This window comes from Pantoea sp. BS_8 (assembly GCF_041954965.1).
Lineage (GTDB): Bacteria > Pseudomonadota > Gammaproteobacteria > Enterobacterales > Enterobacteriaceae > Pantoea > Pantoea stewartii.
Genome location: NZ_JAVAXU010000009.1, coordinates 25380 through 47355, shown reverse-complemented (window position 1 = coordinate 47355; position 21976 = coordinate 25380). Strand labels below are relative to the sequence as shown.

Annotated in this window: 22 protein-coding genes; 6 read left to right on the top strand and 16 right to left on the bottom strand. The window is 54.2% G+C overall.

Features of this window, described 5'->3' with window-relative positions; all coding sequences use genetic code 11:
• The first annotated feature begins 14 nt into the window (after positions 1 to 14).
• Entirely contained in the window at positions 15 to 1079 is a 1065-nt protein-coding gene (locus RAC65_RS16120) for an NAD(P)-dependent alcohol dehydrogenase (RefSeq protein ID WP_033738979.1), read from the top strand.
• A 38-nt stretch (positions 1080 to 1117) separates the two neighbouring features.
• Here RAC65_RS16120 and RAC65_RS16115 read toward each other — a convergent pair whose 3' ends face one another.
• The 6 genes from RAC65_RS16115 to dnaB form a co-directional block, all read right to left on the bottom strand.
• Positions 1118 to 1441, bottom strand: coding sequence for an MmcQ/YjbR family DNA-binding protein (locus tag RAC65_RS16115; RefSeq protein ID WP_006121520.1), 324 nt, complete (start codon positions 1439 to 1441; stop codon positions 1118 to 1120).
• A 2-nt stretch (positions 1442 to 1443) separates the two neighbouring features.
• Positions 1444 to 1860 carry a secondary thiamine-phosphate synthase enzyme YjbQ gene (locus RAC65_RS16110; protein ID WP_033738976.1) on the bottom strand — a complete coding sequence of 139 codons (417 nt, stop codon included), beginning with the start codon at positions 1858 to 1860 and terminating at the stop codon, positions 1444 to 1446.
• A 124-nt stretch (positions 1861 to 1984) separates the two neighbouring features.
• On the bottom strand, positions 1985 to 3178 hold the full coding sequence (locus tag RAC65_RS16105) for an amino acid aminotransferase (RefSeq protein ID WP_133745551.1): 1194 nt from the start codon (positions 3176 to 3178) through the stop codon (positions 1985 to 1987).
• Positions 3179 to 3220: 42 nt separating this feature from the next.
• Positions 3221 to 3835 (bottom strand): YitT family protein, encoded by a 615-nt coding sequence (locus RAC65_RS16100; protein ID WP_006121564.1) that lies wholly within the window; start codon positions 3833 to 3835, stop codon positions 3221 to 3223.
• Positions 3836 to 4018: 183 nt separating this feature from the next.
• A complete protein-coding gene (locus tag RAC65_RS16095; protein ID WP_039339069.1) occupies positions 4019 to 4510 on the bottom strand; it encodes an Lrp/AsnC family transcriptional regulator in 492 nt (163 codons plus the stop codon).
• Positions 4511 to 4636: 126 nt separating this feature from the next.
• Complete coding sequence (gene dnaB / locus RAC65_RS16090) at positions 4637 to 6043, bottom strand: replicative DNA helicase (protein WP_006121562.1); 1407 nt, start codon at positions 6041 to 6043, stop codon at positions 4637 to 4639.
• A gap of 96 nt (positions 6044 to 6139) precedes the next feature.
• On the opposite strand from dnaB, the gene RAC65_RS16085 reads away from it, so the two are divergent.
• Positions 6140 to 7123, top strand: coding sequence for a quinone oxidoreductase (locus tag RAC65_RS16085; RefSeq protein WP_162286160.1), 984 nt, complete (start codon positions 6140 to 6142; stop codon positions 7121 to 7123).
• A gap of 181 nt (positions 7124 to 7304) precedes the next feature.
• Here RAC65_RS16085 and pspG read toward each other — a convergent pair whose 3' ends face one another.
• The 3 genes from pspG to RAC65_RS16070 form a co-directional block, all read right to left on the bottom strand.
• A complete protein-coding gene (gene pspG, locus RAC65_RS16080) occupies positions 7305 to 7571 on the bottom strand; it encodes an envelope stress response protein PspG (protein ID WP_375093991.1) in 267 nt (88 codons plus the stop codon).
• A 161-nt stretch (positions 7572 to 7732) separates the two neighbouring features.
• Positions 7733 to 8728 carry a tRNA dihydrouridine(20/20a) synthase DusA gene (dusA, locus tag RAC65_RS16075; RefSeq protein WP_375096880.1) on the bottom strand — a complete coding sequence of 332 codons (996 nt, stop codon included), beginning with the start codon at positions 8726 to 8728 and terminating at the stop codon, positions 7733 to 7735.
• A 99-nt stretch (positions 8729 to 8827) separates the two neighbouring features.
• Positions 8828 to 10099: a conjugal transfer protein TraF gene (locus RAC65_RS16070; protein WP_033738961.1), complete on the bottom strand. Its 1272-nt coding sequence runs from the start codon at positions 10097 to 10099 to the stop codon at positions 8828 to 8830.
• A 423-nt stretch (positions 10100 to 10522) separates the two neighbouring features.
• On the opposite strand from RAC65_RS16070, the gene zur reads away from it, so the two are divergent.
• Complete coding sequence (zur, locus tag RAC65_RS16065; protein ID WP_058707822.1) at positions 10523 to 11044, top strand: zinc uptake transcriptional repressor Zur; 522 nt, start codon at positions 10523 to 10525, stop codon at positions 11042 to 11044.
• A 71-nt stretch (positions 11045 to 11115) separates the two neighbouring features.
• On the opposite strand, the gene RAC65_RS16060 is transcribed toward zur, so the two are convergent.
• The 4 genes from RAC65_RS16060 to RAC65_RS16045 all read right to left on the bottom strand — a co-directional run bounded on the left by RAC65_RS16060 (position 11116) and on the right by RAC65_RS16045 (position 14021).
• Positions 11116 to 11328 carry a CsbD family protein gene (locus RAC65_RS16060; RefSeq protein ID WP_006121556.1) on the bottom strand — a complete coding sequence of 71 codons (213 nt, stop codon included), beginning with the start codon at positions 11326 to 11328 and terminating at the stop codon, positions 11116 to 11118.
• A gap of 171 nt (positions 11329 to 11499) precedes the next feature.
• Positions 11500 to 12822, bottom strand: coding sequence for an MATE family efflux transporter DinF (gene dinF / locus RAC65_RS16055; protein ID WP_375096879.1), 1323 nt, complete (start codon positions 12820 to 12822; stop codon positions 11500 to 11502).
• Positions 12823 to 12931: 109 nt separating this feature from the next.
• Positions 12932 to 13546 (bottom strand): transcriptional repressor LexA, encoded by a 615-nt coding sequence (gene lexA / locus RAC65_RS16050; protein ID WP_006121554.1) that lies wholly within the window; start codon positions 13544 to 13546, stop codon positions 12932 to 12934.
• Between the two features lie 106 nt (positions 13547 to 13652).
• The gene (locus tag RAC65_RS16045; RefSeq protein ID WP_006121553.1) at positions 13653 to 14021 is read right to left on the bottom strand and encodes a diacylglycerol kinase; all 369 of its coding nucleotides are present in this window, start codon (positions 14019 to 14021) and stop codon (positions 13653 to 13655) included.
• Between the two features lie 128 nt (positions 14022 to 14149).
• On the opposite strand from RAC65_RS16045, the gene plsB reads away from it, so the two are divergent.
• Complete coding sequence (gene plsB / locus RAC65_RS16040) at positions 14150 to 16576, top strand: glycerol-3-phosphate 1-O-acyltransferase PlsB (RefSeq protein ID WP_039339074.1); 2427 nt, start codon at positions 14150 to 14152, stop codon at positions 16574 to 16576.
• 102 nt (positions 16577 to 16678) lie between these two features.
• Here the strand turns inward: plsB and ubiA are convergent, their stop codons facing one another.
• The 3 genes from ubiA to psiE form a co-directional block, all read right to left on the bottom strand.
• A complete protein-coding gene (gene ubiA, locus RAC65_RS16035; protein ID WP_217271717.1) occupies positions 16679 to 17545 on the bottom strand; it encodes a 4-hydroxybenzoate octaprenyltransferase in 867 nt (288 codons plus the stop codon).
• Between the two features lie 29 nt (positions 17546 to 17574).
• Positions 17575 to 18087: a chorismate lyase gene (gene ubiC, locus RAC65_RS16030; RefSeq protein WP_039339077.1), complete on the bottom strand. Its 513-nt coding sequence runs from the start codon at positions 18085 to 18087 to the stop codon at positions 17575 to 17577.
• Positions 18088 to 18170: 83 nt separating this feature from the next.
• Positions 18171 to 18581: a phosphate-starvation-inducible protein PsiE gene (gene psiE, locus RAC65_RS16025; protein WP_006121549.1), complete on the bottom strand. Its 411-nt coding sequence runs from the start codon at positions 18579 to 18581 to the stop codon at positions 18171 to 18173.
• 576 nt (positions 18582 to 19157) lie between these two features.
• On the opposite strand from psiE, the gene RAC65_RS16020 reads away from it, so the two are divergent.
• On the top strand, positions 19158 to 19970 hold the full coding sequence (locus tag RAC65_RS16020) for an alkaline phosphatase family protein (RefSeq protein ID WP_033739245.1): 813 nt from the start codon (positions 19158 to 19160) through the stop codon (positions 19968 to 19970).
• Positions 19971 to 20350: 380 nt separating this feature from the next.
• Entirely contained in the window at positions 20351 to 21976 is a 1626-nt protein-coding gene (locus tag RAC65_RS16015; protein WP_006121547.1) for a Na/Pi cotransporter family protein, read from the top strand.

The window sequence follows — 21976 nt, the reverse complement described above, 5'->3', positions numbered from 1 at the left end:
TAACTGGAGACACCATGAACATTACCCATGCGTATGCTGCTCAGGATGCAAAGTCCAAACTGGCACCGTTTGATTTCAAACCGCGTGAGCTTCGTGCTCATGACGTACAGCTTGACGTGCTGTTTTGTGGCGTTTGTCATTCTGACTTGCATCAGGCGCGCAATGAGTGGAAAAACACCATTTTTCCTGTGGTTCCGGGACACGAGATTGTTGGCCGCGTGACCGCAGTCGGCCCCGAGACGCAGAAGTACAAAGTCGGCGACCTGGTCGGCGTTGGCTGTATGGTTGATTCCTGCCGCAGCTGCCCAAGTTGTCAGGAAGGTCTGGAGCAGTACTGTGAAAATGGCTTTGTCGGCACGTATAACGGTCAGGATCGCCAGACAGGGGCTATCACCTACGGTGGATACTCCACCTCTATGGTAGTGGATGAAAGCTTTGTGCTGCGCGTTCCAGAAAACCTGGAGCTGGCCGGTGTGGCACCGCTGCTGTGTGCCGGTATCACCACCTATTCACCGCTGCGTCACTGGAATGTCGGCCCGGGTAAAAAAGTCGGGATCGTGGGGCTGGGTGGCCTGGGCCACATGGGCGTAAAAATTGCTCACGCGATGGGCGCGCATGTCGTGTTATTCACCACCTCACCGTCAAAAATCGAAGACGGAAAACGTCTGGGCGCAGACGAAGTGGTCATTTCGAAAGATGCCGACCAGATGGCGCAACATGCCAACAGTTTTGACTTCATTCTTAACACAGTGGCGGCGCAACACGACCTTAATCCGTTTATCACCTTGCTGAAGCGTGACGGCAATATGACTCTGGTCGGCGCGCCTGAACACGATCATCCCGCGCCACAGGTTTTCAATTTGATCTTTAAACGCCGCAGCATCGCTGGCTCGCTGATTGGCGGTATCGCTGAAACCCAGGAGATGCTGGATTTCTGTGGCAAACACGGCATCACGTCAGATATTGAGCTGATCGCCATGGATCAGATCAACGAGGCTTACGAACGTATGCTGAAGAGCGATGTAAAATATCGCTTTGTCATTGATATCGATACGCTGCGTAAAAACGCAGCGGCGTAATCCTGTCCTGTGCCCTTTCCCACGCCGGGAAAGGGCCGTTACCGCCCGGTATCTGCCTGCTGAAAAGAGGCATCCACCAGATAGTAAATTTGCGAATCTTTCAGCGTGCCGTCTAAAAACAGCGTGTTCCAGTGTGATTTATTCAGATGTTCACTGGGAAACACATCGCTGTGCTCATCCCGCATCAGTTCAGCCAGCGCGGGCGAGGATTTGAGCGACACCGCCGGACGCCCTTTGACTTCATGCACCATGGCAAACAGCACGCCGTTGCTCTTGATCTGCGTAGCTTTCCAGTCGCTGTGAACGCTCTGCTCTGCGCCGGGTTTGCTCATGCAGTACGTCAGTAAGTCCGAATTATTCATACTCATTCCCCTTGTAAGGTCGCCACAATACGTCGGGCTCCGCCATGAATACGATGTTCCCCCAGCCAAATGCCCTGCCAGGTGCCCAGTACCAGCTGTCCACGCTGCACCGGTAGCATCAGTGAAACGCCCAGCGTGGACGACTTAATGTGGGCGGGCATGTCGTCACGGCCTTCGTAATCGTGTTGATAAGGAGCCGCTTCCGGGACATGGCGCATAAAGTGTTGTTCCATGTCGCTCCGCACTGTCGGATCGCAGTTTTCATTCAGCGTCAGTGAGGCCGACGTATGCTGCAACAGCAAATGGAGTAATCCGGTGTGGATATCACGGAGTGCGGGCAACTGTTGCACAATCTCTTCCGTGACGAGGTGAAAACCTCGCGATTTTGCGCTTAAGGTCAACGTTTGTTGATACCACATACTTTTTTCCTGAATCTGTGAGACACAGTTAAGTGTGCAGAATGTGGCGCAAAGGTAAACCCGATCCGTAAAAATAAAAAAGCCGCCAACAAGGTTGGCGGCCCGGGGAAGATTGTGTGCGGAATTACATTACTGCCGCAAAGGCTTCCGCGACCTGATGCACGTTTTTGCTGTTCAGACCTGCCACACACATACGGCCGCTGCCGACGAGGTAGATCCCAAACTCTTCACGCAGGCGGTCCACCTGCTGCGCACTCAGGCCGGTGTAGCTGAACATCCCGCGCTGCTTCAACAGGTAGTCGACGTTCTTACCGGGTAGCGCCGTACTCATCACCTGTACCAGCGCCTGGCGCATGTCGATAATGCGCAACCGCATGGCTTCGACCTCGGCCAGCCAGTTAGCTTTCAGCGTAGCGTCGTTTAACACGCGGGCCACAACCTGTGCGCCGAAGTTTGGCGGGCTGGAATAGTTACGGCGGACGGTCGCTTTGAGCTGACCTAATACGCGGCTGGCCTCTTCAGCGCTGTCACATACCACAGACAGGCCGCCGACGCGCTCGCCATACAGCGAGAAGATTTTTGAAAAGGAGTTGCTCACCAGCGCAGGCAGACCTGCCGCAGCAACCGCACGCATCGCGTACGCATCCTCTTCCATGCCAGCACCAAAGCCCTGATAAGCGATATCCAGGAACGGGATCAGCTCCTGTGCTTTCAGCACGGCAACGGTTTCGTCCCACTGCGCATTGGTCAGGTCGGCCCCGGTTGGGTTATGACAGCACGGATGCAGCAGCACGATGCTTTGCTTTGGCAGGGTTTTAAGCGTGCTCAGGAACGCATCAAAACGTACACCGTTGGTTTCCGGGTCATACCACGGATAGGTCTTCACCTCGAAACCGGCACCGTTAAAGATGGCGATATGGTTTTCCCAGGTCGGATCGCTGACCCAGACGTTGGACTGCGGGAAATAACGCTTCAGGAAATCCGCACCGACTTTCAACGCACCTGAGCCGCCCAGGGTCTGAATCGAGGCGATCTGGCCCGCTTTTAATACGGGATGATCGGCTCCGAACAGCAGTGGCGCTATCGCGTTGCGGTAGGTATTTAATCCTTCCATAGGCAGATAGAGCGAAGCCTGCTGCGGTTCGGCACGTAACTGCTCTTCAGCATCAGCCACCGCCTGCAGCTGAGGGATGATGCCTTGCTCGTTGTAATAAAGCCCAATACTCAGGTTCACTTTATGCTCGCGCGGATCCTGTTTAAAGGCTTCCATTAGCGACAAAATCGGGTCGCCAGCATAGGCATCAACGTTCTGGAACACGGTGCAGATCTCCATGATTGTTCTTGAAATAAAAAAGGGCGATTAAACCCTGTACCGCCCGGGACGATGGTTCATTGCGATGATCATATTCAGTATCACCGCGCCCGCAATGGACGCAAGCAACATCGGCAGGCTGACGACAAACAGCGAGGCCAGCACCACGCAGGTATCGACCGCCATTTGCAGTTTACCGGCGCGAATGCCGAAACGGTCTTGCAGCCAGAGCGCCAGGATATTGATCCCGCCCAGGCTGGCTTTATGGCGAAACAACACTATAAACCCAATCCCCATGATGACGTTACCGAACAATGCCGCATAAAAAGGATTCAGTGTGGAAAAATGCATAAACAGGGGATGAAGATGGGTAAAAAGCGACACCAGCCCCACGGCACAAAAGGTTTTTAGCGTAAATTCCCAGCCCATTCGCTTCACAGCCAGCCAGTAGAACGGCAGGTTGATTACAAAGAAAACGCTGCCAAATGACAGGGGCGAAAGATAGCTGATGAGGAATGCCAGCCCAGCCGTGCTGCCGGTCAATGCGCCTGCCTGCTTCAGCATGAGCACACCAAACGAGACCATTAAGGTGCCGAGCAGGATAGCCAGCGCATCTTCAAGGCGAGAGTGAGGAATATCGGCGGGTTGTACAATGTTGTCCATAAAGCAGTCTCAGTGCGAATGATGCAGCACCAATGCAATAACTGCGCCAGCCTGTGCAGGCGCTCAGGCGTAAGCGTCTTACCGGATTTTACTGCCCCGCCGGGGAGGTCGATTGTGCATTACCCGACTCAAATACGCATAAAAAACGCATCATTCCGCCACATCATGCACCACCTGCGCGCATTATGCTCTTTTTTGGCGCACAGCCTGCTGCTCGCCCATCATTAATCCGTTCTCTTTGAGTCTGCCCAGTACCACCGATGTTTTGACATGGGAAACGCTCTGGTGACCGGCTAACAGCTGGCTGATTACCGCGCTCAGTGAGGCCAAATCGGCCACGGCGACTTTCAGCAGGTAGTCGGCATCACCGGTGGTTTTATAGGCATCAATAATTGCGTCTTCCTGTTCCACCATGCGATGGAAGCTGTCGACATAGTCAGCGGTATGGTTAATGAGCCGCACTTCAATGAGTCCGACAATGCCCAGCCCCACCGCGTCCGGCGACAGCCGTGCGTGATAGCCAAGAATCAGGTTGGCCTGTTCAAGATTGATACGCCGACGTGAACATTGTGAAGCAGAAAGACCGACCAAATCGCTGAGTTCCTGATTGGTCAAACGGCCATTAGATTGGAGCAGAGTAAGGATTTTTAGATCGTAATCGTCTACGTGCGTCATGCTGTTTCCGTCGCGTATCAGTGTCGCTTTGCTACAGATAACCCGATTCACTGCGACGTTGTCCAACACTATTTTGCACGGTCCTGCCTGCCATGCACAGATCGTGCATGGCAGGCCAGTGACGGATTATTCGTCGTCGTACTGCGGGCCTGCATAGTTATCAAAGCGTGACCACTGACCGTTAAATGTCAGGCGTACGGTACCGATCGGGCCGTTACGCTGCTTACCCAGAATGATCTCTGCGATCCCTTTCAGGTCGCTGTTTTCGTGATAAACCTCGTCACGATAAATAAACATGATCAGGTCAGCATCCTGCTCGATCGAACCCGATTCACGCAGATCCGAGTTTACGGGACGTTTATCGGCACGTTGCTCCAGGGAGCGGTTCAGCTGAGATAACGCCACCACGGGCACGTTAAGCTCTTTTGCCAGCGCTTTTAATGAACGGGAAATCTCGGCGATTTCCAGCGTACGGTTATCTGACAATGCGGGCACGCGCATCAACTGCAGGTAGTCGATCATGATCAGACTGAGGCCACCGTTTTCACGATAGATGCGACGCGCGCGGGAACGGACCTCGGTCGGCGTCAGGCCAGAAGAATCATCGATATACATATTCTTCTTTTCCAGCAAAATGCCCATCGTGCCGGAAATGCGCGCCCAGTCTTCATCGTCAAGTTGACCGGTACGAATACGGGTTTGGTCAACCCGCGACAAGGAGGCCAGCATACGCATCATGATCTGTTCGCTGGGCATCTCCAGACTGAAAATCAGTACCGGTTTGTCCTGCAGCATCGCCGCGTTTTCACACAGGTTCATGGCGAACGTGGTTTTACCCATTGAGGGACGTGCGGCCACGATAATTAAGTCTGAGCGTTGCAGCCCGGCCGTTTTCTTATTCAGATCCTGATAACCGGTATCGATGCCCGTGACGCCATCGTGCGGCGTCTGAAACAGCGACTCAATCCGTGAAACCGTCGCTTCCAGAATTTGTTCGATGTTTTTGGGGCCATCGTCTTTGTTAGCCCGCGCCTCAGCGATTTTAAATACGTTCGACTCGGCAAAATCCAGCAGGTCTTCACTGCTGCGCCCCTGGGGATCATAACCGGCATCGGCTATCTGATTCGCCACGGCGATCATTTCGCGCACGACCGCACGTTCACGCACGATATCCGCGTAAGCGCCGATGTTCGCCGCACTGGGCGTGTTTTTCGCCAGCTCAGCCAGGTAAGCAAATCCGCCAGCCATCTCCAGTTCGCCGCGCGTTTCCAGCGATTCTGACAGCGTAATCAGGTCGATAGGTTTGCTGTTTTCCAGCAGACGCTGCATCTCGGAGAAAATAAGACGGTGCGAGCGATTGAAAAAATCATTTGCCACGACGCGTTCGGACACGTTGTCCCAGCGCTCGTTATCCAGCATTAACCCACCCAGCACCGACTGCTCCGCTTCCAGCGAATGCGGGGGCATTTTCACGCCTTCTAACTGGCGATCCTGCGTTTCGTTCGATTTGTTGGTGGGTTTATTTCCTGCCATAGTGAATGCATTACCGATCTTCTGTGGGGACGCGCAAGTATACCTCAGTTAAGGGGCGTGCCTCACCTTCATGATGAAACAATCACAGGAGTAAGCATGGCAAAGCGTATTCAGTTCAACGCACACGGTGGCCCGGATGTCCTGACCTGGGTTGATTTTGAGCCTGCCGATCCCGCCGATAATGAAATCCAGGTCGAAAACCGCGCGATTGGCATTAACTATATTGATACTTACGTGCGCAGCGGGCTGTATCCGACAGGTCATTTTCCCTCTGGTCTGGGCACCGAGGCGGCGGGCGTGATTACCCGCGTGGGATCGGCGGTCACGCGTTTCAAACCCGGCGATCGCGTCGTGTACTGTCAGGCCGCACTCGGGGCTTACAGCGAGCTGCATAACGTGGCGGAAGACCGTCTGATGCTGTTACCCGACGCCATCAGTTTCGAGCAGGCTGCCGCCAGTTTTTTGAAAGGCCTGACGACGCAGTACCTGTTACGACAGACCTATAAGCTCAAAGCCGACGAAATTTTTCTGTTTCATGCCGCGGCGGGTGGCGTGGGGTTGATTGCCTGCCAGTGGGCAAAAGCGCTCGGCGCCCATCTGATCGGCACCGTCGGCTCCGCCGAAAAGGCGACACTGGCCAAAAACGCGGGAGCCTGGGCCACCATTAATTATCAGCAAGAGGACATTGCACAACGGGTCAGTGAGCTGACCGGCGGCAACAAGGTTGGCGTGGTGTACGACTCTGTGGGGAAAGCGACCTGGGAAGCCTCGCTGGACTGCCTGCGTCGTCAGGGACTGATGGTGAGCTTCGGGAATGCTTCAGGGCCGGTGACCAATGTTGATCTCAGCATTTTAAATAAGAAAGGCTCGCTGTTTGTTACCCGTCCTTCCCTGTTCGGCTACATCACCAATCGTCAGGAGCTGGAAACGGCCAGTGCAGAATTATTCTCTTTACTGGCAAGTGGCGCCATTAAGGTCGATGTGCCCGAGCAGCAAAAATTTGCACTGAAAGAGGCCAGCCGCGCTCACCAGTTACTGGAGAGCCGCGCGACGCAGGGATCGAGCCTGCTGATTCCCTGATGTAAAAAGGGCTTCCCGCAGGAAGCCCTTCTTTTATTTTTCATTCGCACTGATGTAGGGGCAGAAGCGATGAATATGTTATGAATCAACGACAGCTATCCTGACAGAAAACATAAGTAAAAAGTATGATTGTTGTTAATATTCTGAGCACCAATTTTTCACTGTGTGATCACGCACACATTTATCCCCTGCCATTCCGCTCCAGCCTGCGGATCCTGCGCCTGTACAGGACGCGCTGGCGAGTGTCTTCGTCAGTGAAAAAGCGCCGACAGAGCCATACTACGGCCACGGACAGCAGTAGCCAGGGTAGCACCTTCACAATCAGCATCACCATGCCGCCGACAAACATCACGATCGTGGCCACGACCAGGGCAGCAATGACGCCGATTAAAGACACGCCAGTCAGCAACAGCATCAGGAAGAAACCGAATACAAAAATAATGTCCATTTGTTCACTCCTCACGATGAATACGTTACGTATTACAAGAACCATGCCAACAAGTAACCTGTTGATAGTGATGAGTTAAGTATGAAGTATGCAAAATCAACCTGGCGAAATTCACCAGATTATGGTGAAAAAAAACCAGCCGGCTGGCTGGTTTAACTGTATCAGGCTTCCTGAGGGATCTTATCGGCGACCAGTGCTAATGCAGCCTCCAGTACCCGCACATCGGCACCGGGCTTATGGGCATTCTCGCTAAGGTGACGACGCCACTGGCGCGCGCCAGGGATCCCCTGGAACAGCCCCAGCATATGGCGCGTCACATGGCCAAGGTACGTGCCTTTTGCCAGCTCGGCTTCAATATAAGGGTACATGTCGCGCACCACCGCCACCGGATCAGCGGCAGGCTGTTCCCGGCCAAACACTTCCCGATCGACATGCGCCAGGATGCCGGGGTTTTGATAGGCCTCGCGGCCCATCATGACACCATCCAGGTGCTGAAGATGTGTTTTAGCCTCTTCCAGCGTTTTCACGCCGCCGTTAATGGCAATCGTCAGTTGTGGAAAATCACGCTTTAACTGATAAACCCGGGGGTAATCAAGCGGTGGAATCTCGCGGTTTTCTTTCGGACTCAGACCCGAAAGCCATGCCTTGCGCGCATGAATGATAAAGGTGTCGCAGCCACCGCGCTCTGCCACAGTGCCGATAAAATCGGTCAGGAAGGCATAGCTGTCCTGTTCATCGATACCGATACGGGTTTTGACCGTGACCGGAATATCCACCACATCACGCATCGCTTTAATGCCGTCAGCGACCAGCCCGGCTTCCGCCATCAGGCAGGCACCAAAGCGGCCATTCTGAACACGATCTGACGGGCAACCCACATTGAGGTTAACTTCATCGTAACCGCGCTGTTCAGCCAGCTCCGCACACTGCGCCAGTGCAGCCGGATCGCTGCCGCCCAGTTGTAACGCGACCGGGTGCTCCTCTTCATTAAAGGCCAGATAATCGCCTTTACCGTGAATAATGGCTCCCGTGGTGACCATTTCGGTATACAGAAGCGTATCGCCGGTCAGCAGACGATGGAAATAGCGACAGTGACGATCCGTCCAGTCGAGCATGGGGGCAACAGAGAAGCGTTGGGAGGAAAAAGTGTCGGTCATGAAGCGCAGTCGATCCGGTGGTTAACAGTGATGATATTCTGCGCAAGGATAGCATAAGGGCGGGCGACAAGGTATCGCCCGCCCGTTAATGGCACGTAATCAGAAGTTAAATCCGAGTTGCGCCATGGCACCCCAGGTATTGTTTTGCCCCACCGAGCCTGCCAGATCCAGATGCACAGAATTGTTGAACGGTGACAGCCCAAAGCCTGCGGTCGCCACATTTTCGTCGTTGGAACGCATATCTGCGCGATAACCGGCACGTAACTGCAACCAGTCCAGTACGCGATATTCCGCGCCCACGCCTGCATACTGGCTGTTTTCCTGAGATTTGAAACGGTGCGTTTCGGTCAGGTCAACATCGCCTGTCAGCGTTACCGGCCCTTTATCCCAGGCTAAACCCGCCGTCACTAATGGACGGATTTCATAGGTATCCTGATAGCCATTCACCTCTTTGGTTTGCAGGTCACGTGATACCAGGTTCTGTCCGGTCACGCCTAATGTCCAGTTTTCTGCGAATACCGTCGCCAGGCCGGCGTCAACGTTGAACCCGCTTTCGGTGCTGCGGTAGCGGCCATCCCGTAAATCGTTTTTATCGTAGTTATACACGCTGGCGGAATAGTTATACAGCCAGGTCTTTTGCAGCTTAGGCGTCACACCAATCGACACCGGATGGCCGGCAATCGTGAACTCATGGGCAACGGCGATACCATAATCGGTATTTAGCGCAGCCAGCCCGTTCGCGCTGGAGCCCAGCAAGTTTTGTACATTAGGCAGACCAAATACACCGCCAGGAATACCGGCAAACGTTCCGTCAGCCACGCCTTGTAAAATAACGATATCGCCTTCTTTTACATTCGCGCGGACATGCGCCGTACCATAGGCTTTGGTGACAAAGGCAAAAGGCAGCGTTTCATTCGGAACGGTGACTGCAATCGCGACACCTGCTGTCGCGTTGGCTTTGTTACCGCGTAAATCTCTGAGCGTATTGGCCAGATCCCCTGACGCAGCCTGAATCTCAGGAATACGGCGCAGCAGCTCTAACGTCGAGGCATTATCAAACAGATCCTGATAGCGATTTACCGTGTCAGTAATGTTATCGATCTTATCGACCATCTTGTCTTTATCAGTAATTTGCGCGCCCGCACTGGGAAAAATGATGCTGACGTTGTCATCGGGCTTCGCTTTGGTCATTAACGCCGGGTTAGCTAAAACGGCAGACCCGTAGGTAGAGGACGCCACGCCCGTTCCCCCCATTGCATCGTTACGGGCATCGTACCAGGTTCCCGCGGCCAGCGCGGATGATGAAAAAACCAGAGCATTAAACACTGCAGGGAAAACCAGAACGGAACGTGGGACGGTTAATTTTGCCATTTGCTTATCATCACCTGAAAAATTGCCGTTAAAACATTAACGACCGAATAGTTTGTTAGCCCCATTGTGGAGGATGGCTAACGCTTTATTGCTGTGAATTCAGAGTAAATAGTGGCGCAATTCCATTGATTGATTATTTTTCGATCCGTTATGTCTGGTTACCGTCCAAAAAGCGTTAAAAGAAGGAGGCCGGGACCAGCACTTTATTAAGAACTTTTAAACATTAGTTCTTAACTCAGTGAGATGTAAAGCAAAAGGAAAAAATATTTACAAACATTCTGACATATATTGGCATCGCAGACGGGCGCAAAGTCGTAAGGAACAGATAAGCACGGGTAAAGGGAGGAGGTGCAGACAGGCAAGGTGCATCGTACGTATCATTAATGTGATAAGATAACATCACCTGTCAAACGGAGAAATTCCATGTCAACCATGACGCCAGAGCAAATCATGACCCAGGCTGAGAAACTGTGTTTACAGCGCGGTGTACGCCTGACGACCCAGCGCGCAGAGGTCCTGCGGTTGATGGCCGGACAGCCAGGATCGATCAGTGCTTATGACCTGCTTGATCAGTTGCGTGTCAGTGAGCCCCAGGCCAAGCCTCCTACCGTCTACCGTGCGCTGGATTTTCTTCTTGAGCAGGGTTTTATCCACCGCGTCGAGTCCAATAACAGCTATGTGATGTGTCACCATTTCGACGCACCCGCCCATACATCGGTGATGCTGGTCTGCGATCGCTGTGCAGTGGTCACGGAAAAGCAGGCGCAGGGCGCAGAAAAAATCATCGCATCGCTGGCGCAAGAGGCAAGCTTTGTCCTACGGCATAGCGTGATAGAGGCGCACGGGTTATGTGAAAACTGTGCGGAAGTTGAAGCCTGTGAACAGCATGAACATTGTGGTCATGACCATCAGGCTGACGGGAAGAAACGCAGTAAACGAAGTTAATTGCACATCCTTGTGCGGTCTGGCCGGCATGAGCGTACCGGCCCGGGTAGGAGCATCCCTGAATAACGTGATTACCAGCGGTAATCCTTGTTGTGACCTTCCCAGTCCGTTACTTCTTTCTCCGCCTGATCTTTCGCGTAGCCGTAACGTTCCTGAATTTTGCCGACCAGCTGATCGCGTTTACCTTCAATGACTTGCATGTCATCATCGGTCAGCTTGCCCCATTTCTCTTTCATTTTTCCTTTGAACTGTTTCCAGTTACCACTCGCTTCGTCTTTATTCATTGCAGACCTCCACGTCATCCTTCGATTTCGTTTTATTTTACCATCAGGCAAAATTACGATATAAAGCGCTGTTTAATAGCGCCATTCAAAGATAATTGTAGTAGCTAATTTCAGTTTTGCCGGAAAAAATGAAAATTTTATGTATCCTGCGTCATATTTCAGGCAAGTTGCTCAGGCGCTAAACCAGGTGCCATTGCGCCAGTGCCTGCGCCAGACCAGCCAAAGTGACAGGCCGCGAAGCGCCAGAAAAACGGCTATCGCCAGCCATAAACCGTGATTACCGATAAAAGGCACGGTTAACAGCGTCAGGAAATAGCCCAGTGCGGCAATCGCCATACTGTTGCGCATTTCTCTTCCGCGGGTCGCACCAATAAACATGCCATCCAGCAGATAGCACCAGACGCCAACCAGCGGCATGACAACCTGCCACGGCAGAAAACGGTCAGCCGCCTGTTGAAGGGCGGGAATCGATGTCAGGAGAGCCACGATCTGATAGCCACAAACAGCATAGACCAGGGAGAAAAACAGCGCGACTGACAGGGCCTGACGGCAGGCAGCAATCCATACCAGTTGCAACCTGCTGCCGTCCTTTGCGCCGTGTGCCTCACCAGCAAAGGCTTCGACGGCGTAAGCAAAGCCATCCAGCGCATAGGCGGTAAACGTCATGAACATCAGCAGGATGGCATTTACCGCCACCACATTAGGTCCGATACGCGTTCCCAGCACGGTCAGAGAGGCAAAGCAAAGCTGTAACAGTAAGGTACGCAGCAGGATATCGCGATTCAGGCGAAGCAGGCGGTGGATATCGCCACGCCAGCTATGGACCAGACTGTGCAGCGTGATGCCGCGCAGCGCCAGCACGCGCCAGACCATAAGTGCCCCGACCAGCAACGTCGCATATTCCGCGATAGCCGTCGCGGCTGCAGCCCCGGCTACGCCCCAGTGCAGCCCCAGCACCAGCCAGAGGTCCAGCAGAATATTGATAACGTTGCCCACCACCAGCAGGATGACCGGCGCTCTGGCATACTGTACGCCCAGCAGCCAGCCCAGAATCACCAGGTTAGCCAGCATGGCGGGCGCACTGAGCCAGCGAATATGGATAAACAGCGCAGCCTGCTCAAGCACGGCGGCCTCTCCGCCGATAAAGCGGATTGCTAATGCCGTAACAGGATGACGCAGGGCAATAAACAGGCTGCCAGCCAGTAAGGCAATGATCAGGGGCTGTGCCAATGCGCGCGCCAGCGCCGTTTTATCGCCCGCGCCAAACGCCTGAGCCGTCAGGCCTGTCGTACTCATCCGCAGAAAAAGCAGCAGCATGAAGATGAAACTGGTAACGGTCGTCCCGACCGCAACGCCGCCCAGATAAACCGGGCTGTCGAGATGGCCAATAACGGCTGTATCGACTAAGCCGAGCAGAGGAACGGTGATATTTGACAGGATCATGGGCAGCGCCAGCCGCCACAGTTTTTTATCGGTAGCTGTCAGGAAGCGCATGTAACGTCCGTGCAATGCGCCGCTGGTGTTACAGATGAACCCACAGCGGCAAAACAGGGGCAGACTGGGTAACGTCAAGGTTGACGTAAAGAGCCAACCTTAAGAAGAGTTACAACCACTCACCGTTACGTACGATGCCAACCGCCAGACCTTCAACCGTCAGCGACTGCGCACGCGTATCGACAATGATAGGCTCAAAATCCGTATTTTCAGGTAACAGATGCACCACTGATCCCTGTTTTTTCCAGCGCTTCACAGTGACTTCGTCGTCAATGCGCGCTACCACCACCTGACCATTACGCACTTCCTGCGTTTTATGCACGGCCAGCAAATCACCATCCATGATGCCAATGTCTTTCATTGACATGCCGCTAACGCGCAGCAGGAAATCGGCAGAGGGCTTGAACATGTCTGGATCCACTTTGTAGTGGGTTTCGATATGTTCCTGGGCCAGCAACGGCTCACCCGCCGCAACGCGCCCAATGAGTGGCAGGCCATCTGAAGGTTCTTCTTCCATTAACAAACGGATACCGCGGGACGCACCAGAGACGATTTCAATCACGCCTTTACGCGACAGCGCTTTCAGATGCTCTTCTGCCGCGTTAGGTGAGCGGAAGCCCAGTTGCGCAGCAATTTCTGCACGCGTAGGCGGCATGCCCGTTTGGTTAATGTGGTCGCGAATCAAGTCGTAGACCTGTTGCTGCCTGCTGGTTAATGCTTTCATCCCGCCCCCTGGTTGTTTATACAGTCGCTGTGAGTATATACAGGTATTGGTGAAATGGAAACCAAAAGTCAGGCCAAAATCAGTAATTTGACGGGAGATGGAATGCTTATCGCAAATGCGACCAAAGTAGCGTTCCCCAAACGAACAGGGCCAGTACTATTGCCAGCAAAACAGCGGCCGATCCCATATCTTTGGCACGGCCGGCAAGAGGGTGACGTTCCTGCCCTGTGCGGTCCACCACCGCTTCGATGGCGCTGTTCAGAACTTCAACAATCATCACCAGCATGACCGCGCCAATCATCAGGATGCGCGAAATAGTATCGACATCCAGCCAGCAGGCCAGGATAATTGCCGCCAGTGAAATTACGGCTTCCTGGCGGAAGGCAGCTTCATGCTGCCAGGCGGCGCGAAGACCTTGCCATGAGTAGCCAGCCGCTTTCACAATCCGGGTAATGCCGGTGACATTATTTGTCATGATAAAGGAACTCTTTTCAAAGGATTGACGTCAATACCGGGCAGCGCACAATTGTCGCTGTCACAGATTTTTGCTGCGCGTTCTGATATGCTTGCGCCGCTTTGCTAACAAGAGGCTTCATGTTGTCTATGTCAGGTTGGCGTAAAATTTTCTATAAATTGCTGAACTTACCCCTTTCATTTCTGGTAAAGAGTAAGGCCATTCCGGCTGATCCCGTGTCCGAACATGGGCTGGATCCTACCCGGCCTATTATGTATGTCCTGCCTTATGATTCAAAGGCCGATCTCCTGACTTTACGCGCGCAGTGTATCCGGCACGATCTGCCTGATCCGCTTATTCCGCTGGAGATAGACGGCGCCCTGTTGCCGCGTCATGTCTTTATCAATGACGGTCCGCGTGTGTTCCCCTATTTCGTGCCCAGCCTTGAATCGGTCAAAATCTTCCACGAGTATCTTGATCTGCACCGCAGCAATCCTGAACTTGATGTTCAGATGTTACCGGTTTCAGTCATGTTTGGCCGTGCGCCAGGTCGGGAAGTCCAGGGCGACGATCATCCGCCTCATTTGCGGCTCCTTAACGGCATTCAAAAATTCTTTGCCGTTCTCTGGCATGGCCGCGACAGTTTTGTGCGTTTTTCGCCCACGGTCTCCCTGCGTCGTATGGCGACCGAACACGGTACCGACAAGTCGATTGCGCAGAAGCTGGCTCGCGTAGCGCGCATCCATTTTGCCCGTCAGCGCCTGGCTGCGGTGGGACCGCGCCTGCCGGCTCGCCAGGATTTATTCAATCGCCTGTTGCAGTCGAAGGCGATTGAAAAAGCTGTGGAAGACGAGGCGCGTAGCAAGAAAATCTCCCATGAGAAAGCGCAGCAAAACGCCATTGAAATGATGGAAGAAATTGCGGCCAACTTTTCCTACGAAGCGATTCGTATCACCGACCGCGTGATGGGTTGGCTCTGGAGCCGACTCTATCAGGGGATCAACGTTAACGGCGGTGAGCGGGTACGTCAGCTGGCGCAGGACGGCCATGAAATTGTTTATGTGCCTTGCCACCGCAGCCATATGGACTACCTGCTACTGTCTTATGTGCTGTATCACCAGGGCCTGGTTCCGCCGCATATTGCCGCAGGGATTAACCTGAACTTCTGGCCTGCCGGGCCGATTTTCCGTCGTCTGGGTGCCTTCTTTATTCGTCGTACCTTTAAAGGCAACAAGCTCTATTCAACCGTGTTCCGTGAATACCTTGGCGAGCTCTTTACCCGCGGCTATTCCGTCGAGTATTTCGTGGAAGGTGGACGCTCACGTACCGGCCGACTGCTGGATCCGAAAACCGGCACCCTCTCTATGACGCTGCAGGCCATGCTGCGCGGCGGCACGCGACCTATCACGTTAGTGCCCATTTACATCGGTTATGAACATGTAATGGAAGTGGGTACTTACGCTAAAGAGCTACGCGGTGCGGCAAAAGAGAAAGAAGGCTTTATGCAGATGGTGCGCGGCCTGCGTAAGCTGCGCAACCTGGGCCAGGGTTATGTGAACTTTGGTGAGCCGTTGCCGCTGATTAACTATCTGAACAAGCGCGTACCGGAATGGCGTGAGTCTATCGATCCCATTGAAGCGCAACGTCCGGGCTGGTTAACGCCAACGGCCAATGATATCGCCGCCACCATCATGGTACGTATTAATGAAGCCGGGGCCGCGAACGCCATGAACCTGTGCGTAACGGCACTGCTCGCTTCACGCCAGCGTTCACTGACCCGTGAACAGCTGATTGAGCAGCTGGAATGCTATACCCAGTTATTACGTAATGTGCCCTACTCGCCGGATGCCACTTTGCCTGACATGTCTGCGGAAGCGTTGCTGGATCACGCGCTGAGTATGAACAAGTTTGAGAGTGAGAAGGACAGTATCGGCGACATCATTATTCTGCCGCGCGAGCAGGCGGTACTGATGACCTATTACCGGAATAACATCCACCATATGCTGGTGATGCCCTCTCTGATTGCGGCCATCATCCAGCAGCACCGTAACCTGAGCGAAGCCGAACTGCTGCGCCAGGTCAGCCTGATTTACCCCATGCTGAAGAGCGAGCTGTTCCTGCGCTGGGGCAACGACCAGCTGCCGCAGCTGCTGGCTGACTTATGCCAGGAGCTGGCGCGCCAGGGACTGATTACCGTTGAGGCAGGTCTGCTGTCGTTCAACACGGCACGTTACCGTACGCTGCAGTTGCTGGCTGCCGGTGTGCGTGAAACGCTGCAACGTTACGCCATCACCTTCTCGATTCTCAGCGCCAAGCCCACCATCAACCGCGGCACGCTGGAAAAAGAGAGCCGTACGCTGGCCCAGCGTCTGAGCGTACTGCATGGCATCAATGCGCCTGAGTTTTTCGATAAAGCGGTGTTCTCTACACTGGTACTGACCCTGCGCGATGAAGGCTATATCAGCGACAGTGGCGATGCGGATGTGGCGCAGACGCTGGCGACCTGGCACATTCTGGCAGAACTGGTCACCAGCGATGTCCGTATGACCATCGAGAGCGCCGTTGCACACAGCTAACGTGCTGGCATGACAAAAAAAGGCGACCTGACTGGTCGCCTTTTTTATTGCTTACTGAACCTCACACTGTGCATCGCACTGGCGCTACGTTCGGTGCCTGCCCTATAACAGGTTTAAGAACGGCGGAGTATTCATTAACACGCCGAGAAACAGCACCAGCCCTACATAATTGTTATTCAGAAACGCCTGGAAACAGGCCTGACGCGCGCGCTTTGCGATCAGTTTTTGCTGATAAACAAATAAACCGCCCGCCAGTAACAGCGTCCAGTAAAACGCCCCATTCAGATGCAGCCGTGTCCCTACCAGCGCCATCAGCCCCAGCGTCGCCAGTTGCAGCAGGCCGATAATCAATTTGTCGTACTGGCCAAACAGAATGGCTGTGGACTTCACGCCAATCTTCAGGTCGTCCTCGCGATCCACCATGGCATATTGCGTATCGTAGGCCACCGTCCAGCAAATGTTGGCCAGAAAGACCAGCCAGCAAACCAGAGGTAAGGACTCACTAACCGCGGCCCAGGCCATGGGAATTGCCCAGCCAAATGCGGCGCCAAGGACTACCTGCGGCAAATGCGTATAGCGCTTCATAAAAGGATAAACCCAGGCAAGCGCCAGCCCGACAACAGAAAGCATAATCGTCATCAGGTTCATGCTCAGTACCAGGCCAAACGCGATCAGCCCCAGTACCACAAACAGCATTTTAGCCTCTTTCGCCGTGACAGCACCGCTGGCCAGTGGCCGGAGCTTTGTGCGTTCCACATGGCCGTCGACTTTACGGTCAGCATAATCGTTGATCACACAGCCAGCTGCACGCATGACAAATACGCCCGCGACAAACACGATCAGTACCGGTAACGGCGGCATCGCCCTGTTAGCCAGCCACAGCGCCCACAACGTCGGCCACAGCAGCAGCAGTGTGCCAATAGGTTTATCAATTCGCATGAGGCGGCTGTAAGCCTGCCATTTGGTCATTTGTTGTCTGTTTTGCACAGGTCAAATCCTTAACCCTGGTAACGGTAAACCGGCGACGCCGGTAAAAATAATTCGGTTAGTAGCAGGGGCTTCCCCGATAAACGCAGGCGCGACCGACGTCCCCACAGCGATTCGACGTTACCGGGCTCGATAAAATCGCGTGTCAGGGTTGAAGAGGAGAACAGGTAACGTCCCAGCGGCCGCGTTCCGAGCTGCTGCAACATCGCTTCGGGACCGTTCAGGGTGCTTTCAGGCACCAGCGTGCGTCCCGCCAGCCAGGGTTGTTCGTCGCCGTACAGGATCACTTCACGCAGCCAGAAGCGCTGATCAGCGGGTAACAGCACACCTTCGTCACCTAATTCGTCAGCGTGGATAAACCCTTCACGAACGGGCTCCACCCTGACCTTCTGGCAATGCTGTTCGAAGCGCCTGGTCATAGAGTCCTCCTCCATCAGCCAGTCACGAAGTGATGGCGACAGAGCAGCACCGTCCAGCGCCAGCCAGTTGAGTGAACGTAATAAACGGAGCGGGTCTTGCGTCATGACACTTTCCCCCAAAAATTTTCAGGCAGGTAGTTTAGCGCAGAGCGATTCACGGCACACCCGTCCGTCATGCAAACGCGAGGTTATTCGCGCTTAAGCCGGTTACTGTTTGCCAGCCACAGGGTGATAACCAGCAGCAGAATAGCAGCCGAGTAGCACAGCGTATCAAAGGGATTTTTGTGGTCGACGATAATCAGCCTGATGATAGCCGTGATGCCGATATAGACGAAATAGCGTAACGGGAAATGGTAACCCGACTGGAAGTACTTCACGATGAGGGCAATAAACTCAAAGTAAAGGAAGTAAATCACGATGCCTTCGATTAGAAGATAGGAGGACGCCTGCTCGCCCGTGCTGAACAGGACGTTGGCTAAATGGACCGTCTCTTTGCCCAGGAAGACCATTAAAATGAACGCCAGAATCAGCAATCCTGCATTCAGCACCCATTGCATCAGGCGCGCTATCTTTTGTGCTATCGGGTTTTTATCACTCATTTCACGCCTCGAAAATAAAGGGATGTTTTCTGGCATTATCATGCTTTAGTGTGACGTAAATCACAATATAGCCGTCAGGCTTACTTAACAGCGTCTTTCAAATCACCAGACTGCGCGATGGAATGCCAGCCCCGGCATCCTGGGTTATACCGCCGGGACCGTACGAACCTGTCTTTTGATGAAAGCAAACCGGACAGACCGATCATATCGGCTGGCAGACCCACTCCGTCGTGCCGTCCTGTCATACGGTTTTAACATCCGACATTTACATTGGCTCGGTTTTTCAACCCCGGCAGTCAGCTAGCGCCCGCTTTCATACCCGACTCAATGGATAAGCGTCCTGAGGCATGAACGCCGCTGTTGGCCTCCGCGCAGCCAACAGCGGCGTTCATGCCCGGCCAGGCTTAATCTGTTCCGCATTAACGGTTACGGGATTACGTCAGGTTAGTGTGCACTTACTCAACTATTAAGATGCGGCCGGACGGCGTTGCGCTGGCGGCGTTAAAACAGCCCGACGTCAGAGACGCAGACAAACGCCCCCTGTGGCGTGAAGACGCCGCAGCAAGAGAGGACAACATGAAAACAATTCTGGTGATTCTGGACGGCCTGAGCCATCACGTTGCCCATCATGCGATGGGTTATCTGCACGCAGAATGTGCGCAAGGTAAAGGGCATTATTATCATCTCACCTGTGCACTGCCTTCTCTGTCGCGTCCGCTGTATGAATGCATTCTGACCGGTGTTGCGCCTGTGCAAAGTGGAATCATCCACAACGGGGTAAACCGCCTGAGTCACGAACAGAGCGTATTTCACTATGCGCGTGATGCGGGCCTGACCACCGCCGCAGCGGCTTATCACTGGATCAGTGAACTTTACAACCGCAGCCCTTTCGAGCCCGCGCGCGATCGTCATACCGAAGCGCCGGCCCTGCCTGTCCAGTTCGGGCACTTTTACGTTGACGACAGTTACCCCGATTCGCACCTGTTTGAAGATGCTGAGAGCCTGAGGTTGCGGCACAACCCGGACTTCCTCCTCATCCATCCAATGAATATCGATTATGCCGGTCATCAACATGGCCTGTCCTCGCCCCAGTATCGTAACCGGGCACGCATGGCGGATGGTTACCTGTCGCAATGGATGCCTGGCTGGCTGGCAGAAGGCTATCAGGTGATGGTGACCGCCGACCATGGCATGAACGACGACCGCTCACATGGTGGCATGCTGCCGGAGGAAACGACCGTTCCCCTGTTTGTCTTTGGTGACGGGTTCTCGCTAAAGCCTGGGCTGGAACTGCAACAAACCGATCTCTGCGGCACGCTGTGTACACTGCTCGGCGTTCCTCATGACAAGCCGGTGCATCACGATCTGCTGGCACAGGTTTCGCTCTGATCCTCTTCCCGCTTCTGGCGGCAGGAATACAGTAAACTGCCGCCCCGGGTCTGGCGGGTTGGGCGAACGGCACAACCCGTACTTCTGTTGCCGTTATTCCGCTGATCACCTGCCGTACTGACTTTGTCGCCACGCCCTTCACTGACCACAGAAAAAAGCGCACCGGCCGCGCGCGGCGGGAAAGGTCCGCCTGAGGCCAGCCGGATTTGTCGTGAGGTATCCGCAGAGTGGTCTACATTTAAAGGGGCCGACGCTGCGCAGGTCATTTAAAACACTGGAAAAAAGTTCGCAACGTCCGGCAGCCATGTTCGCAGATTGCGCTCTCCATCAGGCTGGCAATCTGTCATGCCGTAAGCCTGATGGTTGAGGAGCAACGTTACGTGTTAACCCTGCTTAACTTACTGTCTGCCGTTGCGCTTCTGGTCTGGGGCACGCACATTACGCGCTCCGGCATTATGCGCGTTTACGGGGCCGATTTGCGCCGGGTGCTCAGTCGCAGCGTGGAAAAGAAGCCGATGGCGTTTCTTGCCGGTATCGGCGTAACGATGCTGGTGCAAAGCAGTAATGCCACCACGCTGCTGGTTACCTCGTTTGTGGCTCAAAATCTTGTCAGCCTGACACCCGCTCTGGTAGTGATACTGGGCGCTGACGTCGGTACGGCCATTATGGCGCGCGTCCTGACATTCGATCTCTCCTGGCTTTCCCCGCTGTTTATCTTTTTTGGCGTGGTTTTCTTCCTGAGTCGCAAACAAAGCCGGGCAGGTCAGCTTGGCCGGACCAGCATAGGTCTGGGGTTAATTCTGCTGGCGCTACAGCTGATTGTTGAAGCCGCCCGACCGATTACCCAGGCGGCTGGCGTGCAGGTTCTGTTTTCCAGTTTAACCGGTGACGTCATGCTGGACGCTCTGCTCGGAGCCGTCTTTGCCATTATCAGCTACTCCAGTCTCGCCGCTGTGCTGATTACCGCCACACTGACCGCCACAGGCGTGATCGCCTTCAAGGTGGCCCTGTGCCTGGTAATCGGCGCGAACCTGGGCAGCGGCTTACTGGCGGTTATTAACGGCAGCGGATCCAATGCGGCCGGTAAACGCGTTGCAATGGGCAGCTTTCTGTTTAAGCTGACGGGTTGTGTAATAATTCTGCCCTTTGTTGAAACCGTAGCGGGCTGGCTGGATAAACTGCCCGTTAATGACGAAGAGCTGGTGATCTTCTTTCACGTTTTCTACAACCTGTTTCGCTGCATTATCATGGTGCCCTTTGCCGATGCGATGGCACGCCTGTGCCGTCGACTGATTGCGGACGATGCCGAAAGTGACGTCACGCTAAAACCCAGACACCTTGACAGCAGCGCGCTGGATACGCCCGCTCTGGCGCTGGTGAATGCTGCGCGCGAAGCGTTGCGTATGGGCGACGTGCTGGAGCAGATGCTGGATACGTTTCTGCAGGTGGTGCGCGGCGAGTCGCGGGCAGAACGCACGGTACGGCGGCTGGATGATGATGTGGATGTCCTGTATACCGCCATCAAACTCTATCTGGCGCGCATGCCGAAAGAGGATTTATCAGAGGAGGATTCCCGCCGCTGGGGGCAAATCATAGAAATGTCGCTGAATCTGGAGCAGGCCGGTGACATTATCGAGCGCATGAGCGGGGACGTCGCCGATAAATCTCTGGCTGCCCGGCGAACCTTTTCGCCCGAGGGCCTGAAAGAGCTGGAAGCCTTGCATGAGCAGCTTATCGCGAATCTACGGCTGAGCCTGTCGGTATTTTTATCTCACGATGTTACCAGCGCTAAGCGGCTACGCCGCGCCAAACACCGCTTTCGCCTGAAAATACGCCGCTATTCACACTCGCATGTTGATCGGTTACATCAGCAGAACATTCAGAGCATTGAAACCAGTTCGCTGCACCTAGGCTTGCTGGGCGATATGAAGCGTCTGAACTCGCTGTTTTGCGCGGTCGCTTACACGGTTCTGGAGCAGCCTGACGATGAGCGGGATTATGACTAA

Bases quoted from the DNA above. Each gene is read 5' to 3' on its own strand.
- RAC65_RS16120 (WP_033738979.1), top strand. From the start codon at position 15: ATGAACATTACCCATGCGTATGCTGCTCAGGATGCAAAGTCCAAACTG.
- RAC65_RS16115 (WP_006121520.1), bottom strand. From the start codon at position 1,441: ATGAATAATTCGGACTTACTGACGTACTGCATGAGCAAACCCGGCGCA.
- RAC65_RS16110 (WP_033738976.1), bottom strand. From the start codon at position 1,860: ATGTGGTATCAACAAACGTTGACCTTAAGCGCAAAATCGCGAGGTTTT.
- RAC65_RS16100 (WP_006121564.1), bottom strand. From the start codon at position 3,835: ATGGACAACATTGTACAACCCGCCGATATTCCTCACTCTCGCCTTGAA.
- RAC65_RS16095 (WP_039339069.1), bottom strand. From the start codon at position 4,510: ATGACGCACGTAGACGATTACGATCTAAAAATCCTTACTCTGCTCCAA.
- dnaB (WP_006121562.1), bottom strand. From the start codon at position 6,043: ATGGCAGGAAATAAACCCACCAACAAATCGAACGAAACGCAGGATCGC.
- RAC65_RS16085 (WP_162286160.1), top strand. From the start codon at position 6,140: ATGGCAAAGCGTATTCAGTTCAACGCACACGGTGGCCCGGATGTCCTG.
- pspG (WP_375093991.1), bottom strand. From the start codon at position 7,571: ATGGACATTATTTTTGTATTCGGTTTCTTCCTGATGCTGTTGCTGACT.
- dusA (WP_375096880.1), bottom strand. From the start codon at position 8,728: ATGACCGACACTTTTTCCTCCCAACGCTTCTCTGTTGCCCCCATGCTC.
- RAC65_RS16070 (WP_033738961.1), bottom strand. From the start codon at position 10,099: ATGGCAAAATTAACCGTCCCACGTTCCGTTCTGGTTTTCCCTGCAGTG.
- zur (WP_058707822.1), top strand. From the start codon at position 10,523: ATGTCAACCATGACGCCAGAGCAAATCATGACCCAGGCTGAGAAACTG.
- RAC65_RS16060 (WP_006121556.1), bottom strand. From the start codon at position 11,328: ATGAATAAAGACGAAGCGAGTGGTAACTGGAAACAGTTCAAAGGAAAA.
- dinF (WP_375096879.1), bottom strand. From the start codon at position 12,822: ATGCGCTTCCTGACAGCTACCGATAAAAAACTGTGGCGGCTGGCGCTG.
- lexA (WP_006121554.1), bottom strand. From the start codon at position 13,546: ATGAAAGCATTAACCAGCAGGCAGCAACAGGTCTACGACTTGATTCGC.
- RAC65_RS16045 (WP_006121553.1), bottom strand. From the start codon at position 14,021: ATGACAAATAATGTCACCGGCATTACCCGGATTGTGAAAGCGGCTGGC.
- plsB (WP_039339074.1), top strand. From the start codon at position 14,150: ATGTCAGGTTGGCGTAAAATTTTCTATAAATTGCTGAACTTACCCCTT.
- ubiA (WP_217271717.1), bottom strand. From the start codon at position 17,545: ATGACCAAATGGCAGGCTTACAGCCGCCTCATGCGAATTGATAAACCT.
- ubiC (WP_039339077.1), bottom strand. From the start codon at position 18,087: ATGACGCAAGACCCGCTCCGTTTATTACGTTCACTCAACTGGCTGGCG.
- psiE (WP_006121549.1), bottom strand. From the start codon at position 18,581: ATGAGTGATAAAAACCCGATAGCACAAAAGATAGCGCGCCTGATGCAA.
- RAC65_RS16020 (WP_033739245.1), top strand. From the start codon at position 19,158: ATGAAAACAATTCTGGTGATTCTGGACGGCCTGAGCCATCACGTTGCC.